Origin of the sequence: Pseudoclavibacter sp. Z016 (genome assembly GCF_002931215.1) — a bacterium.
Taxonomy (GTDB): domain Bacteria; phylum Actinomycetota; class Actinomycetes; order Actinomycetales; family Microbacteriaceae; genus Pseudoclavibacter.
In genome coordinates this window covers 52,756-69,974 of record NZ_PSTU01000002.1, presented here as the reverse complement: position 1 = coordinate 69,974, position 17,219 = coordinate 52,756, and the positions used below count along the sequence as shown (strand labels likewise).

General features: G+C 68.4%; 16 protein-coding genes. 9 read left to right on the top strand and 7 right to left on the bottom strand.

Annotated elements, in window-relative coordinates; all coding sequences use genetic code 11:
* Positions 1–9: 9 nt before the first annotated feature.
* Positions 10–663, bottom strand: coding sequence for a hypothetical protein (locus C5B99_RS00475; protein WP_104239815.1), 654 nt, complete (start codon positions 661–663; stop codon positions 10–12).
* Between the two features lie 236 nt (positions 664–899).
* Positions 900–1,370, bottom strand: a complete 471-nt coding sequence (locus tag C5B99_RS00470) for an N-acetyltransferase (RefSeq protein ID WP_258062982.1) — start codon at positions 1,368–1,370, stop codon at positions 900–902.
* A 366-nt stretch (positions 1,371–1,736) separates the two neighbouring features.
* Here C5B99_RS00470 and C5B99_RS00465 point away from each other — a divergent pair, with 366 nt between their 5' ends.
* The 9 genes from C5B99_RS00465 (at position 1,737) to C5B99_RS00425 (ending at position 10,789) form a co-directional block, all read left to right on the top strand.
* The gene (locus tag C5B99_RS00465) at positions 1,737–3,041 is read left to right on the top strand and encodes a 4-hydroxybenzoate 3-monooxygenase (protein ID WP_104239813.1); all 1,305 of its coding nucleotides are present in this window, start codon (positions 1,737–1,739) and stop codon (positions 3,039–3,041) included.
* The gene (pcaH, locus tag C5B99_RS00460; protein WP_104239812.1) at positions 3,038–3,841 is read left to right on the top strand and encodes a protocatechuate 3,4-dioxygenase subunit beta; all 804 of its coding nucleotides are present in this window, start codon (positions 3,038–3,040) and stop codon (positions 3,839–3,841) included. The genes C5B99_RS00465 and pcaH overlap by 4 nt, the downstream gene beginning before the upstream one ends.
* Positions 3,834–4,421 (top strand): protocatechuate 3,4-dioxygenase subunit alpha, encoded by a 588-nt coding sequence (pcaG, locus tag C5B99_RS00455; protein ID WP_104239811.1) that lies wholly within the window; start codon positions 3,834–3,836, stop codon positions 4,419–4,421. The genes pcaH and pcaG overlap by 8 nt, the downstream gene beginning before the upstream one ends.
* 2 nt (positions 4,422–4,423) lie before the next feature.
* On the top strand, positions 4,424–5,653 hold the full coding sequence (locus C5B99_RS00450) for a lyase family protein (RefSeq protein ID WP_219819591.1): 1,230 nt from the start codon (positions 4,424–4,426) through the stop codon (positions 5,651–5,653).
* On the top strand, positions 5,650–6,906 hold the full coding sequence (gene pcaC / locus C5B99_RS19755; protein ID WP_104239809.1) for a 4-carboxymuconolactone decarboxylase: 1,257 nt from the start codon (positions 5,650–5,652) through the stop codon (positions 6,904–6,906). Before C5B99_RS00450 ends, pcaC begins: the two co-directional genes overlap by 4 nt.
* The gene (locus tag C5B99_RS00440; protein ID WP_104239808.1) at positions 6,899–7,714 is read left to right on the top strand and encodes a CoA transferase subunit A; all 816 of its coding nucleotides are present in this window, start codon (positions 6,899–6,901) and stop codon (positions 7,712–7,714) included. Before pcaC ends, C5B99_RS00440 begins: the two co-directional genes overlap by 8 nt.
* Positions 7,714–8,370 (top strand): CoA transferase subunit B, encoded by a 657-nt coding sequence (locus C5B99_RS00435; RefSeq protein WP_104239807.1) that lies wholly within the window; start codon positions 7,714–7,716, stop codon positions 8,368–8,370. The genes C5B99_RS00440 and C5B99_RS00435 overlap by 1 nt, the downstream gene beginning before the upstream one ends.
* Positions 8,367–9,581, top strand: a complete 1,215-nt coding sequence (locus tag C5B99_RS00430; RefSeq protein WP_104239806.1) for an acetyl-CoA C-acetyltransferase — start codon at positions 8,367–8,369, stop codon at positions 9,579–9,581. Before C5B99_RS00435 ends, C5B99_RS00430 begins: the two co-directional genes overlap by 4 nt.
* A 452-nt stretch (positions 9,582–10,033) precedes the next feature.
* Positions 10,034–10,789: an SDR family oxidoreductase gene (locus C5B99_RS00425; RefSeq protein ID WP_219819510.1), complete on the top strand. Its 756-nt coding sequence runs from the start codon at positions 10,034–10,036 to the stop codon at positions 10,787–10,789.
* 214 nt (positions 10,790–11,003) lie between these two features.
* On the opposite strand, the gene C5B99_RS18930 is transcribed toward C5B99_RS00425, so the two are convergent.
* The 5 genes from C5B99_RS18930 to C5B99_RS00410 all read right to left on the bottom strand — a co-directional run bounded on the left by C5B99_RS18930 (position 11,004) and on the right by C5B99_RS00410 (position 16,973).
* A complete protein-coding gene (locus C5B99_RS18930; RefSeq protein WP_146081905.1) occupies positions 11,004–11,681 on the bottom strand; it encodes a hypothetical protein in 678 nt (225 codons plus the stop codon).
* Between the two features lie 119 nt (positions 11,682–11,800).
* Complete coding sequence (locus C5B99_RS18925) at positions 11,801–12,865, bottom strand: hypothetical protein (protein ID WP_146081904.1); 1,065 nt, start codon at positions 12,863–12,865, stop codon at positions 11,801–11,803.
* Positions 12,866–13,171: 306 nt separating this feature from the next.
* Positions 13,172–14,458 carry an MFS transporter gene (locus C5B99_RS19750; protein WP_308471569.1) on the bottom strand — a complete coding sequence of 429 codons (1,287 nt, stop codon included), beginning with the start codon at positions 14,456–14,458 and terminating at the stop codon, positions 13,172–13,174.
* Positions 14,455–15,525, bottom strand: coding sequence for an amidohydrolase family protein (locus C5B99_RS00415; protein ID WP_104239804.1), 1,071 nt, complete (start codon positions 15,523–15,525; stop codon positions 14,455–14,457). Before C5B99_RS00415 ends, C5B99_RS19750 begins: the two co-directional genes overlap by 4 nt.
* 62 nt (positions 15,526–15,587) lie before the next feature.
* Positions 15,588–16,973: an APC family permease gene (locus C5B99_RS00410; RefSeq protein WP_104239803.1), complete on the bottom strand. Its 1,386-nt coding sequence runs from the start codon at positions 16,971–16,973 to the stop codon at positions 15,588–15,590.
* Positions 16,974–17,219: the final 246 nt, after the last annotated feature.

Genomic DNA, 17,219 nt, shown 5'->3' with positions numbered 1-17,219 from the left:
TCGGCTCGCTCAGTCTGCTGGTCGAGTGCCGGGGCGCAGCAGTGGATTGTGCTCGTCGGGCAGCGGCTTGTACAGCTTGTTCCGGAGCGCGGCGTCGAGTGCCTGATAGCGCGGGCCAGTGTGCGAGATGAGTGGCAGATTGTGCGTGCGTCGCCGATTCTGGTCCCAGGAGATGCCGACGAACGCGGTCTGGTCGGCGTCGGCTGTCCAGATCATCACGACCGTCTGCCCGCCATCTACTTGGTGAGGAAATGGCGCGAACACTGACGGATCACCGGTCGCGAATCGCCGGTGCGCCTCGTGAAAGAAGGTCTGATCGCTGAGATGGAAGCCGTAGTAGCGCTTGCGCAGCCGGGTCCCGGTCGCAGCGACATGCCACGGGCGAGCGCCGACGATGAGGAGGTACACCCCCCAAGCGATGCCAACGAGTTCGATCGCGATCATGACAAGCGGCGTGATGCCCGCCATGCGATTGCGAACCAGTGCCGAGTCCTCGCCTCCCTCGCGGGCCCACTCGGCGAGAGGGATGAAGTTCTGCGCAGTGAACACGATGCAGACGAAGCCCGCCAGGATGAGCGCGATCCCGAACCAGGTGAGACCTGCGACTCGTTTGCGCGCAAACCGCGGATCGGCCCGGAACGTTTTGTCGAAATGGGTGCTCACCGCCCCATACTCTCCCTCGAGCTGGCCTAGGGCGGACACGGTCCGGCGGTGTGTTCACGACGACTAGCGGGAGGTGGTGCGGAAACACGTACTCGTGGGGATCACCCTCGTTCTCGCAACCCATGGGTTTTGCGATGTCTCACCGGGCCACAAGACTGGACTGAACGTCGCGGCTGACCTTCGACTCGTGCACGCAGTCCGGTCGGGCGTTGCCGTGCCGTCACAGTCGCTTTGAGTCAGTGACCGGAAAGGTCCTTGAAGTACCTCGCGACCGGCCAGCGCTCAAACCCGTCAGCTTCGTATGCTCGTCGAGCGGGTTCGTGGCCCGGATCGTCGCCAGTCTCGACCATCACCATGCTCGTGCCGGCCGATTTTGCCCGCCGCGTGGAGTGCTCGAGAAGAGCCCGACCGATCCCACGTCGTTGCAAATCTGGGTCGACCGCAAGCACGTAGACCTCACCCATGCGGTCCTCTGGATGAAGCCGCGTGCACACCCACCCAGCCACCTGGCTGCCTGAGAACGCGACGTCGATGTTCTCGGGCTCCTCATCGAGGACTGCCGAAATGTCTGCACGCTGTCGCGCGCGCCATCCGTCTGGATAGAACGCGCGGTAAACGAACGGCGAGACGGCTTGCTCAGTCAGAGGAAACACCGGCTCCCAGGCGCGCAACGCGAGCGAGATCAAGTCCTCGCGGTCGTCTGGCAAGAAAGCTCGTATCCGCAGCATGGGACCACGCTATCGCCGTTGAGTCCTCGACTCCGGCCGACCACGGAACCGACTCAAAACCCTAGGGTTCCAAGACGTCTCACCTCGCAGTGGCCCCCCGGCGCGGCTTTCGCGTGGGTCCGTGACACACGACTCTCAAAACCATGTGTCACAACTCCCTCCGCGGAGACGTGTATCCGCCGTCGGTTTTGCGACAGCGCTGACCTGTCACGAGCGGCGCTTCATTCCCGCCGTCCTCGGTGCCCGGTAGCTTCTCAAATCCTTCCACTCAGCGGAAACCCCCGCCCACCGCATCCGCGCGCCCCGCACACTCGTCTCATCCTTCCCAACGACGAGAGGCGTTCGATGACGAGCGACGAGAGCCACGGCCAGAGCGCCGAGGCGGGCGAGAGCACCGCGACGGGCGTCCGCCAGTCCACGCAGGTGGCGATCATCGGAGCGGGGCCCGCTGGCCTCCTGCTCGGCCACATCCTCGGCCAGGCGGGGATCGACTACCGCATCCTCGAGGCGCGCGACAAGGACTACGTGCTCGGGCGCATCCGCGCTGGCGTCCTCGAACAGGACTCCGTCGACCTCCTCGGCAAGTACGGTCTTGACGCCGACCTCAAGGCCAACGGCCTCACCCACCATGGCATCTACCTGCAGCATGAGGGCGAGCGCCACCACATCGACTTCGCCGAGCTGACCGGCCGCACCGTCACCGTCTACGGCCAGCAGGCGCTCGTCCACCACCTCGTCGCCGAACACGAGCGGCTCGGCTCGCAGCTCGTCTTCGAAGCCACCGACGTTCAGCCGACGCAGATCGAATCGACACAGTTCGAATCAACGCAGGCCGACGGAACGCAGATCGACGGGGAGCGCGCATCCGTCGCCTACACGGCCCCGAACGGCGAGCGCATCACCCTCGACTGCGACTACATCGTCGGCGCCGACGGCTACCACGGCGTCTGCCGCCAGGCTTTCCCCGAGGGCACCCTCGAGGTCGCCGAGCGCGTCTACGACTTCGCGTGGCTCGGTATCCTCGCCGACGTGGCCCCCTCCACCGACGACCTCATCTACGCGCTCCACCGCGACGGCTTCGCCATGCACTCCATGCGCTCGACCACGGTCTCGCGCCTCTACCTGCAGGTGAGCCCCGACGACGACATCGCCAACTGGAGCGACGAGCGCATCTGGGAAGCCCTCCAGACGCGCCTCGGCACCGAAGGCTGGACCCTCACCGAAGGCCCCATCACCGAGAAGTCGATCCTGCCCATGCGCAGCTTCGTCGTCTCCACACTCAATTACGGCCGCCTCTACCTCGTCGGCGACGCCGGCCACATCGTGCCCCCGACCGGCGCGAAGGGCCTCAACTCGGCCATCGCCGACGTCGCCCTCCTCGCCGAAGCCCTCCAAGCCCACTACGCGGGCGACGACACGGGCCTCGAGCAGTACAGCGACAAAGCGCTCGACCGGCAGTGGAAGGTGCAGCACTTCTCGCAATGGATGACCGACATGCTCCACGTGCACCCCGCCGACGGATCCGCCGAGCAGAGCGCCTTCGACTTCCAACGCCAGCTCGGGCAGATCCGCTACGTCACCTCCTCGCACGCCGCCCAGGTCAGCCTCGCCGAGCAGTACGCCGGCCTACCGTTCGTGGATGCACGATGAGCGCCCCGCAGGAACAGCCGGAGCAGCTCGACGGCCCCGTCGACTCGCTGGTCACCCAGACGCACATCTCGCAGCAGATCGCCGACATGCACACCGCGCACGCCGACGACACCCGCAGCCACCCGCTGCGCGACTTCGCGCCCTACCGATCCGTCGCGCTGCGCCACCCCACACACGAGCTCGTGCGCGCCGACCCCGAGGAGATCGAACTCGTCTCTCCCGCGTTCGGGCACACCGACGTTGCCGCCGAGGAATCCGACCTCACGATCCAGCACAACGGCGAACCCATCGGCGAGCGCATCATCGTCTCCGGCCGCATCCTCGACGGCGAAGGCCGCCCCGTGCGCGGCCAGCTCGTCGAGATCTGGCAGGCCAACGCCGCCGGACGCTACGTGCACAAGCGCGACCAGCACCCCGCCCCGCTCGACCCGAACTTCACGGGCGTCGGCCGCATCATCACGGGCGACGACGGCGAGTACCGGCTCACCACCATCAAGCCCGGCGCGTACCCGTGGAAGAACCACCGCAACGCGTGGCGCCCCGCGCACATCCACTTCTCGCTGTTCGGCACGCAGTTCACGCAGCGCCTCATCACGCAGATGTACTTCCCCGGCGACCCGCTCTTCGCGCTCGACCCCATCTACCAGTCCATCGTCGACCCAGCCGCACGCGCAAGACTCGTCGCGAACTACGACCACGACGTCAGCGAGCACGAGTGGGCGATCGGCTACAAGTGGGACATCGTGCTCACCGGCTCGAAGTCCACGTGGATGGAACCGGAGGACACCGACCATGCCTGAACCCACCACCACCGAGGCGGCACCGCTCGGCCAGACGCCGTCGCAGACCGTCGGCCCCTTCTACGGCTACGCCCTGCCCTACGAGCGCGGCGGCGAGATCGCCGCCCCCTGGCGGCCAGACGCGATCCGCCTCCACGGCACCGTCACCGACGGGGCAGGCGAGACGGTTCCGGATGCCATTCTCGAGCTGTGGGGGCTCGACGCCGACGGTCAGCCGGTCGCGCAGCGCGGCAGCCTCGAACGCGACGGCTCCACGTTCACGGGCTTCGGCCGCGCACCGGCCGACCGCGACGGCCACTACTCGTTCACGACCATCAAGCCAGGGCGACGGGATGCGGGAGCCGCCCCCTATCTGCTCGTCACGATCTTCGCGCGGGGCCTCCTCCACCACCTCTTCACGCGCGCCTATTTCGGCGACCAGCCCGCCGAGAACGAGACAGACACCGTGCTCGCCGGACTGGCCCCCGAGCGCCGCGCCACCCTCATCGCGACACCGGATGCGCCCGGCAGCTACCGCTTCGACATCCGCCTCCAGGGCGACGGCGAGACGGTCTTCTTCGACTTCGGCCAGGAGCTGTGACCGTGCGTCGGGAAGGTGGGGACGAGCAGGGCTCGCTCGTGCGCGGCATGCTCCGCGTCGAGGCCGAGCTGCTGCTCGCGTGGGCGGCGCTCGAGACGAAGGACGCCACCGCATCCGCACGTGCCGTCGAGACCGCCGACCTCGATGCCGACGCGCTGCGCGACGGCCTCGAGTCGGACGGCGTGATGGTTCCGGAGCTCGTGCGCCAGCTGCGCGCCTCGCTCGCCACCGCCGGCGTCGAGGCCCCGCGCCTGCACGCGGGTGCGACGAGCCAGGACATCGTCGACTCCGCCAGCATGCTGCACGCACGCGACGCACTCGCCGCCGTGCGCGCCGACCTCGCCGCGACCGGCACCCGCCTCCAGGGCCTCGCCGACGCCGAACGCCGCTCACCCCGCGTCGCCTACACGCTCGGCCGGCAGGCCGCCGCGAGCACACTCGGCGTGCAGTTTGCGGGCTGGCTCGACGGCGTCACCTCCGCCATCGCGGCCATCGACGCCCTCGACTACCCCGTGCAGTTCGGCGGCGCCGTCGGCACCGGCGAGGCAGCCGACCGGCTCGGGTCCGGCGCGCAGACCACGAGCATCCTGCGGGCGCACCTCGCGGCGGGCCTCGGCCTCGACGACCCCCGCCGCTCCTGGCACGCCGAGCGCACCCCGGTGCTCGCCGTCGCGAGCGCGGCCACGGCAGTGTGCGTCGCCCTCGGGCGCATCGGACGTGACCTCGTCACCTCCTCCGGCGAACGCGTCGGCGAACTGTCGCTCGCCGGCGGCGGCACCTCCTCGGCGATGCCCCACAAGCAGAACCCCGTCGCCCCCATCGTGGTCGTCTCGAACGCCCTCCAGGCGCCCGGCCTCCTCGCGACCGTCGCCTCCGCCGCCATCTCCCAGGACGAACGACCGGCTGGCGAATGGCACGCCGAATGGGATGCGCTGCGCCGCCTCCTCGAGCTCGCCAGCGTGTCTGCCCGGCGCCTCGCCGCATCCCTCGACCGCGTCACCGTCGAGCGCGAGACGGCGCGGCACCACCTCGCCGACTCCGCCGTCGCGGGCGCCGACCAGGTCACGCTGCAGGCCGCGAACCGCGTCGTGAACGCCGCCATCAGCCGGTTCCTCTACCAGGACGCCAGCCAGGAGCGGGATACGGACAGCGACGTGGACAGCGACGTGGACAGCGACAGCGACAGCCACAGCCACGCGGACGACAGCACGAACAGCGAGGAGACGGCATGACGATCCCACGGCTCAGGGGCGCCTTCGCCCCCGGCACGCAGCCCGCAGCCCAGAACGAGCTGCTGGTGCTGCTCCCATCGCTCGGCACCACCATGGCGCTCTGGGACGGCACCGTCGAAGCTCTGCGCGCCTCGACACCCGGCAGCACGCTCCGCATCCTGCGCGTCGACCTCCCCGGCCACGGCTCCAGCCCCGCCGTTACCGAGCCGTTCACGATCGCCGAGCTCGCGGATGCGGTCCTCGGGGTCGTCGAGGAAGCCGGCGGCGGCGCATTCCACCTCGCGGGGCTCTCCCTCGGCGGCGCCATCGCCCTCGAGCTGGCCCTCGCGCACCCCGAGCGCGTCAAGAGCCTCGCGCTCTTCTGCACCGACTCGAAGATCGGCACCACCGAGGGATGGGAGCAGCGGGCCGCCGCGGTGCGCGCATCCGGAACCGCGTCGCTCGTCACGGGCAGCGCCCAACGTTGGTTCGCGCCCGGCTTCCTCGAACAGCACCCGCTCTCTCCCGCCGCGCGATCCCTCTCGACGCTCATCGACATCGACGACGAGTCCTACGCCCGCTGCAACGAGGCGCTCGCCGCCTTCGACCGCACCGCATCGCTCGGCTCGCTGCGCGCACCCGTGCTCGTCGTGAGCGGCGAACACGACGCCGTCACGACACCGGAAGCCATGCAGACGCTCACCGAGCGCATCCCGAACGGCTACCACTCCACCATCGCCGGCACCGCCCACCTGGCCGCGCTCGAAGACCCGGACGCCGCGGCCCGCCTCCTCACGACGCACCTGCGCGCATCCGCCTCGCCGGCGCAGCCCGGCGCGACGAGCGCGCACGAGCAGGGCATGCGCGTGCGCCGCGAGGTGCTCGGCGACGCGCACGTCGACCGCGCCGTCGCCGGAACGACCGCAGAGACCGCGCCGTTCCAGGACTTCATCACCCGCTACGCGTGGGGCGAGATCTGGGCGCGCGACGAGCTGTGCCGCCGCGAGCGGTCCATCGCGACGCTCGCGAGCCTCGTCACCGGATCGCACGAGGCAGAGATCCGGATGCACGTGCGCGCCGCCCTCACCAACGGCCTCACGCGCGCCGAGATCGCCGAAGTCATCCTGCACACCGCGCTCTACGCCGGGCTGCCTACCGCCAACGCAGCCCTCGGCATCGCCAAGGAGGTCTTCGCGGACCTCGACGCCGCTAGCACCGCAGACGCCGCAGAGACCCCAGAATCCAGCCCCAACGAAGGAGCAGAACGTGGATAAGACCTACGCCTCGGCGGCCGACGCCGTCGCCGACATCCCGGCGGGCGCATCGCTCGCGGTCGGAGGATTCGGCCTCTCCGGCGTGCCCATCACCCTCATCCGCGCCATCCAGGCGCTCGGCGTCGACGGCCTCGAGGTCGTCTCCAACAACTGCGGCGTCGACGGCTGGGGCCTCGGCGAGCTGCTCTCCGAAGGGCGCATCCGCCGCGTCATCGCGAGCTACATCGGCGAGAACAAGGAGTTCGCGCGCCAGTACCTGTCCGGCGAGATCGAGGTCGAGCTCACCCCGCAGGGCACCCTCGCCGAGCGCCTGCGCGCTGGCGGCGTCGGGGTCCCCGCCTTCTACACGGCGACCGGGGCCGGCACCATGGTCTCCGAGGGTGGGATGCCCATCCGCTACAACCCCGACGGCACCGTCGGCCTCGTGAGCGACCCCAAGGAGCAGCGCCCCTTCGACGTGTTCGGGGCCGCGAAGGAGTACGTGCTCGAGACCGCCATCAGCACCGACTTCGGGCTCGTGCGCGCCGCCGTCGGCGACCGCCACGGCAACCTGCGCTTCGAGAAGTCGACCCGCAACTTCAACCCCCTCGCCGGTATGGCCGGGCGCATCACGATCGCCGAGGTCGACCGACTCGTCGAGCCAGGCGAGCTCGACCCCGACGAGATCCACCTGCCCGGCATCTACGTCGACCGGGTCGTGGTGCTCACGCCGGAGCAGTCCGGTGAGCTGCCCATCGAGAAGACCACCGTCCGGCCGCGCGAAACCGCCGCAACGACCGCATCCACCGACTCGAGGGGACACGCCTGATGCCGCTGACCAGGAACGAGATGGCCGCCCGCGCCGCCAAGGAGCTCAAGGACGGCTCGTACGTGAACCTCGGCATCGGGCTGCCGACGCTCATCCCGAACTACATCGACGACGGCATCGAGGTGGTGCTGCACTCGGAGAACGGCATCCTCGGCGTCGGCCCGTACCCGTGGGAGGGTGAGGCAGACCCGAAGCTCATCAACGCCGGCAAGGAGACCGTCACCGTGCTGCCCGGCGCGTCCTTCTTCGACTCGGCTGCGAGCTTCGGCATGATCCGCGGCGGCCGCGTCACCAACGCCGTCCTCGGCGCCATGCAGGTCTCCGCACAGGGCGACATCGCCAACTGGGCCGTGCCCGGCAAGATGGTCAAGGGCATGGGCGGAGCCATGGACCTCGTCAACGGCGCCGAGCACGTGCTCGTCGTCATGGAGCACGTCGCGAAGGACGGCTCGCCGAAGATCGTCGAGCAGTGCACCCTGCCCCTCACCGGCAAGGGCTGCATCGACCGCATCATCACCGACCTGGCCGTCCTCGACGTGACGGACTCCGGGCTCGTGCTCGTCGAGCTCGCGCCCGGCGTGACGGTCGACGAGGTTCGGGACGCAACCGGGGCCGCCTTCACGGTCGCCGATTCCCTGCAGGAGGTCTCGGCATGACCGAGCTCCGCGAGGTCGTCATCTGCTCACCGCTCCGCACGCCCGTCGGGCGGCTCGGCGGATCGCTCGCGACGCTCGACGCGCGGGCGCTCGGCGTCGCCGTCCTCGAGGCGCTCGTCGCGCGCAGCGGGCTCGACGTCACCGCCGTCGACTCCGTCATCGGCGCGCAGGGGTACCCCTCCATGGAGTCGCCGGCCTTCGGGCGGGTGGCGGCACTGGATGCGGGCTTCCCCATCACCACGACGGGGTACCAGCTCGACCGCCGGTGCGGCTCGGGACTGCAGGCCGTCATGAACGCGGCGATGGAGGTGCAGACGGGAGTCGCCGACGTGGTCGTCGCCCTCGGCGCCGAATCGATGTCGAACGCTCCCCTCTATACGGAGCAGGGACGCCGCGGCACCCCGCCCGCCGGCCTCATGCTGCACGACGCCCTGGCCCGCGGCCGGGAGACCGTCGGCGGCGTCAACTACCCGAGCCCCGACGGCAACGTGGGCAGCGCCGAGCTGCTGCGTTCCGAGTACGGCATCAGCCGTGAGGCGCAGGACCGCTTCGCCCTGCAGTCGCACCAGCGCGCCGTCGCCGCGCAGGAATCCGGCGCGTTCGACGCCGAGCTCGTGCCCGTCACCGTGCCAGGCCGGAAGGGCGACGTGCTCGTCGAGCGGGACGAGCATCCGCGCGCCGACTCGTCGCTCGAGGCCCTCGCCCGCCTGCGGCCGATCCTCGGGAAGAAGGACCCAGCATCCACCGTCACGGCCGGTAACTCGAGCGGACAGAACGACGCGGCCGCAGCCTGCATCGTGACGACCCCAGAGCGGGCGGCTGCGCTCGGCCTCACGCCTTCGGTTCGGCTGGTTTCGTGGGCGGTAGCGGGCAACGACCCGCGCCTCTTCGGCGTCGCACCAGTGCCGGCGACCTCCCTTGCGCTCTCGCGCGCAGGCATCGGCCTGGCAGACCTCGACGTGATCGAGCTCAACGAGGCCTTCGCCGTGCAGGTGCTCGCGTGCCTCGCCGACTGGGGCATCGACGCCGAAGACCCGCGCCTCAACCCGCGCGGCTCCGGCATCTCCATCGGCCACCCCATCGGCGCCACCGGAATCCGCATGCTCGCGACCCTCGCGAACGAGCTGCCGGCCCTCGACGCCAACCTCGCCCTCGAGACCATGTGCATCGGCGGAGGCCAAGCCCTCGCCGCCGTCTTCGAGCGCGTGTAGGGCGCGCGGCGGGGCCGCGGGGCCGCGGTGCGGCGGGGCCGCGCTGCCCACCCACTTTCGTTTCGGGATGGGTTTCGCGCTTCCGGATGGGTTACAACCCATCCCGAGGCGTGTAACCCACCTCGAGAAGCTGGGGTGGGGCGCGTTGTCCGGCTGCGTCCGTTTCGGGATGGATTCCTCGTCTGTCTTCCCAGCCCCACCTTCGTCTCGCTGCCTGCCCCCTGCGGTTTCGGGATGGGTTTCGCGCTTGCGGATGGGTTGCATCCCATCCCGAGGCGTGTAACCCATCCCGAAAGCGCGCTCGTCGTCGCTGTCGCTGTCGGCGTGGCTGTCGCTGTCGGCGTCGTATCCAGGGAGCGGATGGGCCGGATCAGCGATTGCCGCTGTCCGCCTGCCGCGCTCCCTGCTTGAGTTGAGGTGGATGCGCAGAGCCGCACGCCGAGAGGAGCCCCGTGCCTGAGACCACCAGTGCGTTCGCCGCAGCCGTCGTCGTGACGGGGGCCGCTTCCGGCATCGGCGCGGCCGTCGTGGAGCGGCTCATCGAGGGCGACGTCCCGGTCATCGCCGCCGACCTGGCATGGCCCGCGGATGCCGCCCAGCCGTCGGGCGTGCGACGCGTTGTCCTCGATGTGCGCGACCCGGAGGGCTGGGCGTCGCTCGCCGAGCTCGCCGCGACCACCGGCGCGCTCGCGGGTCTCGTGAACGCGGCCGGCATCACGAGGCGTGCCCGGCTCGAGGCAGCGAGCGCGGAGGACTTCGAGGTGGCCTTCGCGGTCAACGCGACGGGCCCAGCGCTCGGAATCCAGGCGCTCGCCCCGCTCATGGCGAGCGGCGCATCCATCGTCAACGTGGGTTCCGCGGCGGCGGTCACGGCCCACTACGCGGTGGCGTATGCGGCGAGCAAATGGGCGCTGCGCGGCATCACGAAGACCGCGGCGATGGAGCTGGGGCCGCGGGGGATCCGCGTGAACATCGTGCATCCCGGGTACATCGAGACGCCAATGACGGCGAGCGCCTCGGCGGTGTTCCGCGACATCAACGTCGAGCTGACACCGCTCGGCCGGACGGGATCGCCGGGTGAGGTCGCCGACGTCATCGCGAGCCTGCTCTCGCCCGAGACCTCATTCGTGACGGGCGCCGAGCTCTCGATCGACGGCGGCCTGACCTCGCACGGCGTCGGCCTCCCGATCGCTCGCGCGATCAGCTGAGCACGACGACCCTCGGTTTGGGTCGCGATCTCGCCAACGCTGGCTAAGAACCCGGATCTATCCTCACGGAGGTGAGACGCGGAGTTTCCGAAGATTGAACCTGTCTGTGGCCGGACTACTAGCACGCCCCGCAATGCGGTCAAGAACCGGCCGCCCCCGGTGCCTCGACTGTCCGCACGATTCTCAGATTCGTCCGACAGGGCGGGCGCAGAGTTCAGGATTCTGCCGCTGATGAATGTCCATCCTGCATGCGGTCACGACTTGAGGCGTAGGTGTGCCCATCTATAGTCGACCAGAGTCCCTCGTAGATGAGTTCTGGCGAAGCCGGCTCTATGCCCAGGTCCGCGCGCGCAACGGACAGGAGATCCGCTGTCATCCGGCCGATATCACTTAGTCTTGGACCGAGAGTAATAGTCACTGCGGCGCCTTCGGCTTGGCCGCTTTGTGCAGCGAGTATCTGGGACTGGAACTCTCTGCCAATGGCATCGACAAGTGTAGACCTTTCCGCCATCGCGGTGAGTAGTTTCGGGGATGCCCACGTGGCAACCCTCGCTCGTAACGATAACTCCCCCTCAAGATCGAGTGTCCTGACGGTCCTAACGGACAGGATTGCAAGTTCCTCGAGTGTCTCCCTTGCTTTCAGGTCGCGAGCAGCACGACGACCATCCGCCCAGGTCTGCACTCCGAAGATTGTTGCGCCGGCCGCGAGAGACGCTGGAGTGACTGTCGCGGCGAACGTGAGTAAGTGCTCGCCGCCTGTGGGATCCGTGGAAGTGAGGAGATGAACGGCAGCAAAGAAGGCACCAAGGCCGCACAGAAAACTCAGCATGGCAGCAACGAGCAGGATGCTCTTGATCCAGGTCCCTGATGTATGAACTCTTGAATCTTTCATGCATGCTTTCCAGGTTGAGGTCTGTTGGACTTCGTCTTAGGGGCTACGAGTGGGCCCTCTTCTGTCTGCAAATCACAGCACTTGATCGAATGAATATTTCATGATCTGCATCGGATGTTCTAGGCCATGCCCCGCAGGTCGCCCTCAGGGAACTCGATGCGGTCCACAGGCGTGAGTGGTCCGATCGAGAAGATGCGCCAACCGACTTCGCTTGCGAATCTCAGAGTGACGATGGTCATCGGTACTTCAACATACCCGGGGGAAGTCACTTTCAGGTGAGTGGCTTCGTCCGAGAGCATCTTGATGTACGCGATACGAGGTGCTGGGTAGTGGACGTGTGCGGCAACGCCCAGTCCAGACAGAGACGTAGCCAACTCCAATAGTTGCGTGTCATGGATAGCCTTCCATCCACCGGCTGCCGGGTCAAGAGCAAGGCGTGCTGTGCTCAAGTCTGGGCCACCTTCCTCGGGCGCTCTCGACAGTGCTGCTCGAAAGGTGATGAGGATCGCAAACGGGTTGAGCGGGTCTCCGAGATCTCCCAGCTGTTCTTGGGCATGATCGTCATCAATCATGTACAGTGCTGCATCTCCTGCGCTGCCCTGACGGTCGAGTTTGGAATCGAAGTCTCTAGTCCAGCGAATTCCATTTAGGTCTGTGAATGAGAATCCAATAGTGGGGTGCCCGGCGAGGTCATTTAGGGAATAGGACCATGCTCTCAAGGGGCCCGTCAGGTCCCAAGTCTGACTTGAACGTGCTGCGAGAGTTGGAATCGGCATTGGTATCGACATGGAGCCGAGTGGAGTCCAGCGATCTGCGGCATTCTTAAGCGCCACGCAGGCGTTGAGGTTGAATACTGGGCGGTCGCTCTGGTTCTGCACGTGTGCGATCGCCACGCGGTCGTAGCTACGTCCATCTCTCGCAGGTGTCGGCTTGATCTCGATCCAGGCCGAAACCATCGCTGCTGTGCTTTGCTCGAGCCGCTCCGCCTGCGTTTCGCGCATAGCGTCCAGCGCGCGTTCTGCCCGTCGAGCACGGTGTCTCTCCAGTAGTGACAGCAAAAGAGCAACGGCTACCGCACTAACAGTCCCGACAGCAGATAGTGCATCCCACCAGTCCGCACCGAGGATTTTCAGGACAGGGTCGCTGGACTCAGGAGCGCTTCGAAACGCGAGCACCGGTGGCATTGGTATGTCCGTCCTTGCTGGGATTAGATCCTTCATGACTACATGCCATGGCTCCAAGTCTGCCGCGTAGAATGGGCGCGACGACGTTCAATTCATTTGTGCCATGCCACGAGACGCGATCAACAGGGGGCACGCTTCGTGTTCTAGTTGTACTGCTCAGGGACGTTGCTTGATGTGTGACCACTCGCGGTAGGCGAGGAAGTGGGGTGAGGACCTTTCGATGACGTCGAGCTGACACCGCTCCGCCGGACGGGATCGCCGGGCGAGGTCGCCGACGTGATCGCGAGCCTGCTCTCGCCCGAGACCTCATTCGTGACGGGCGCCGAGCTCGCGATCGACGGCGGCCTCACCTCGCACGGCGTCGGCCTCCCGATCGCCCGCGCGATCAGTTGAGGCGGACAGCTCGCCCGTGCGCTGCACGGCCAGGGACGCCCGGGAGCTCGCGACGCCGAACCCGAGCTCGAGCAGCGCGACGGCAGCGAGGCCGACGATGATGACCGGCCAGCCGGTGCCCGCTCCGGCAAGCAGGCCGGAAAGCAGGGGGCCGGCCGCCGCGGCCCCGTAGCCGATGCCCTGCACCACGGCCGAGAATGCGGCAGTGGATGCGCCGCTCGGTGCCGTGAGCACGATGAGCGCGACGGAGATCCCGAACGCCGAGCTCAAGGCGACGCCGAGCACCGCGACGACCACGGTCATCGCCGCGAGGGGTGCGATCGCGAGGCCCAGCAGGCTCGCGGCGCCGAGCAGTGCGGTGACGACGAGCATCGGCGTACGCCAGACGGCTCGTGATGCGAGCATCGGTGCGAACAGGGCCGCCGGGAGCCCGGCGACGCTCATCCACGCGAGCAGCAGTCCGGCCGCGGCGGGGGTGGCCCCGCGGTCCATCGCGATCGTGGGGAGCCACGCGGTCATGGAGAAGTAGAGGAGCGCCTGGCAGGCGAAGAACCCCGTCACCGGCCAGAGCCCGCGAGCGCGCAGGATCGGCTGGCGCTCGCCAGCCGCCGCCGGCCGTGGCCCAGCGCCGCGGGTCTCGATGCGGCGACCGAAGGCGAGGGCGAACGCGAGAGCGATGAGGAGGGGGACTCCCCACGCTGCGAGCGCCGGCCCGACCTCATCGCCCAGGGCGTGGAACAGCGGCACCGAGAATGCTGCGCCGGTCGCGGCGCTGACGCCGAACGATGCCGTGTAGACGCCCGTCCAGAACCCGCCGCACGTGGCGAGCGCGCTCCGGATGATCTGCGGGGCGAGGATGCCGAGGATCGCGATGGAGGCGCCGATGAGGACGGTCGACACGAACAGCGGCGCGGGTCCGAGTGGTCGCAGCAGGGTCGCGCCCGCGAGCACCGCGAGGAGCAGCGCGATCGATCTGGGCAGTCCGAGCCGGCCGACGATCAGCGGGGCGAGGGGCGCGGCGAGCGCGAAGAGGAGCACCGGAATCGAGCTGAGGACGGCGAGCGCCGACGGCGAGAGCGAGTAGCCGGTCCCGATCTCATCGAGCAGCGCGGAGGTGTTCGTGATCGGGAACCTGACGCTCAGCCCGACGGCGATGACGAGGATGCCGGCCGCGACGCCCTGTCGGTGCTGAGCGTTCACCGCAGCCCCTGGCCGTCGTGGAGGACCCGGCCGTCGCGGATGACGCGAAGGGGAGCCGGTCGGTCGACAACGAGCTGAGCCAGATTCTCGGCAGCGAACTCAAGTCGGGTGCCACTGCGCTCGTCCCACTCCGAGACGCTCGCGAGGCCCATCATCTCGCCGCCCGAGATGGAGGCGATGCGGAACGCCCGCTCCAGCTCTCCGTCGGTCATCGCACCGGTTCGGTAGGCGAGGAGGTGGGCGCGGTCGACCATGCTGCCCGTGCCGAACGGGCTCCACGCATCCCGAACCCCATCGGAGCCGGCAACCGCCCGCACGCCGTGGGCCTCGAAGCGGTCGAGGTCGGGCACCGGGTCGGGGCCGAGCGCGCACACCGCGATCCAGAGGCCCGCCTCGGCGACGAGATCGAGTGTCTCGCCGAGCGACGCGAGTGTGGGATCGCAGAGCGCGAAGGCGTGGCCGACGGTCACGCCGCCCTGCCGGCCGCCGGCGATCGTGCGCCGCGCGATCTCCCGGATCTGCGCCAGGCCCTCCTCGCCGCCGTCGTGCAGGTGGATGTCCAGCTCGCGTCCGGCGCGATCGGCGAGCCCGAAGATCGCGTCGAGATGCCCGTGCAGGTCGCCTTCCAGCCCCGAGGGGTCGATGCCCCCGACGAGGTCCGCGCCCGACTGCAGCGATGCCGCCATCGCCTCCAGGGTGCCCGGGTTCGAGAGGAGCCCGAACTGGGGGAACGCGACGATCTGCACGGTCAGGTCGCCGGCGAGGCGCTCGGCCGCGGCACGAACCCCTTCCACGTTCCCGATGCCCAGCTCCGAGGAGACGTCGACGTGGGCGCGCATCCCGAACGTGCCGTTCGCGAGCGCTTGCGAGAACAGGCTGAACGCGCGCTCCTCGACGCTCGTGTCGGAGGCCGTCTGCGTCGCGCGGTCGTTCTCGATCAGCTCGGCGAGCGTGGCCGCTCCTCGACGCGACTGCCAGGGCCGACCCCACGAGGTCTTGTCTGGATGGATGTGCGCGTCGACGAGCCCGGGCGTGCGCAGCGTCTGCGTGGGCGTGGAATCGGTCATGGTGCTGCTTTCCCCGGGATGGTCGTGAGCTCCCGGACTGCCCTGGCCTGCTGGCGGCCGGGTCACTGCTGGTAGGGGATCGTGGGCATGGCCTCCGTCGATGAGCCGTCGAGCCGGAGCGCAAGGGGTCCACCCCGGCGCTTGCGGCGAACGAGGTACACCATGACGCCGATGAGGAGCCACGCCGTGCCCAGCACGAAGGTGAACGGGGCCAGCGAGGTCCACAGCCAGGCGACGGAGACGAACCCGATGATCGGCATGATGAGGTGCCGCAGCATCCCCCATCCGCTGCGCAGGCGGAGGTCGAAGAAGAGCACCTTGGCGGTGGCGAGATTCACCATGGCAAACGCCACGAGTGCGCCGAAGTTGATCATGTAGACGGCCTGGTCAAGCGTGACGAAGAGCGCGACCAGGGCGATGACGGAGACGACGATGGCGGCAACGTATGGGGTGCGGAAGCGTCGGTGCAGCTTCGCGAGCACCGGGGGCAGGATGCCGTCACGGCCCATCGCGAACAGCACCCGGCTCACGCTCATCTGCGCCGCCGTGCCGCAGAGCACGATGCCGACGGTGTTCACGATCACGAACACGACCATCAGCACGTCACCGCCCGCCTGCTGCATGAGCTCCGTGCCGGCAGCGTCGAGGTTGTCGAGCTGGGTCCAGTCGGGGGCGATGAGGCTGCCGGCGATCGAGAAGGCCAGGTAGCCGAGGCCCGCGAACAGCGTCGCGAGCACGATGCCCTTCGGCACCTTGCGGCGTGGGTCGTGCGTCTCCTCGGCAAGCGTCGAGACCCCATCGAATCCGAGGAAGGCGAACGCCACGATCGCCGCCGCCGCGAGGATCGGCGCGAGCCCGCCTTCGCCGATCGAGAGCGGACCCGTCACCGACGCCAGGGTCAGATCTGGGGCATTGAGCACCGCCAGGACGAGGAAGACGACGATCACGAGCACCGACGCGATGATCACGACGAAGTTCATGCGCTTGAACCACTTGACGCCGATGATGCTGAACAGGGCGACGATCAGGATGCACACGAGCGTGCCGACCCAGGCCGGCACCGCAGCGAACAGGCTGTTGAAGTACAGGCCGAAGAGCAGGAAGTTCACCATCGGCAGGAACAGGTAGTCGAGCAGCATCACCCAGCCGGTGACGAAGCCGACCGCAGGTCCGAAGCCGCGCGTCACGTAGGCGTAGGCGCCACCCGTGATCGGCACGTGCGCGGCCATGCGTCCGTAGCTGTGGGCAGTGAACAGCATGATGATGATCGCCGCGACGTACGCGGCGGGGAGGTGCCCGTCGCTGAGCTCGGTGGCCGGGCCGTAGACGGAGACGACCGAGAGCACGCCCATGGAGGCGAGTCCGTACCCGATGAGGGCGGGCAGCCCGAGGGCGCGCTTGAGGGTGCGCGGCCGCGCTTCCTCGACTGGTGTGACGGTATCGGTCATGCTCAGGCTCCTTTGCGTGGGGGATGCACCGATGTCGGGCTGAACCCGAACACGAGCGATGGTATGCCAAAACTTGGAGAACGGGAAGTTGTTTCCATTCGTTTCGTGCATCCTGAGGGCCTTGTTTTAAGTTTTGGCATACTAAAAACGTGAAGATGTGGTACTCGTCGGACTGGCCGCGGATGCACGAGCATCCCCGCCTCTGTGGGGTGCGTAACGTAGCCAGTCAGTGGATCGAGGAGGGGT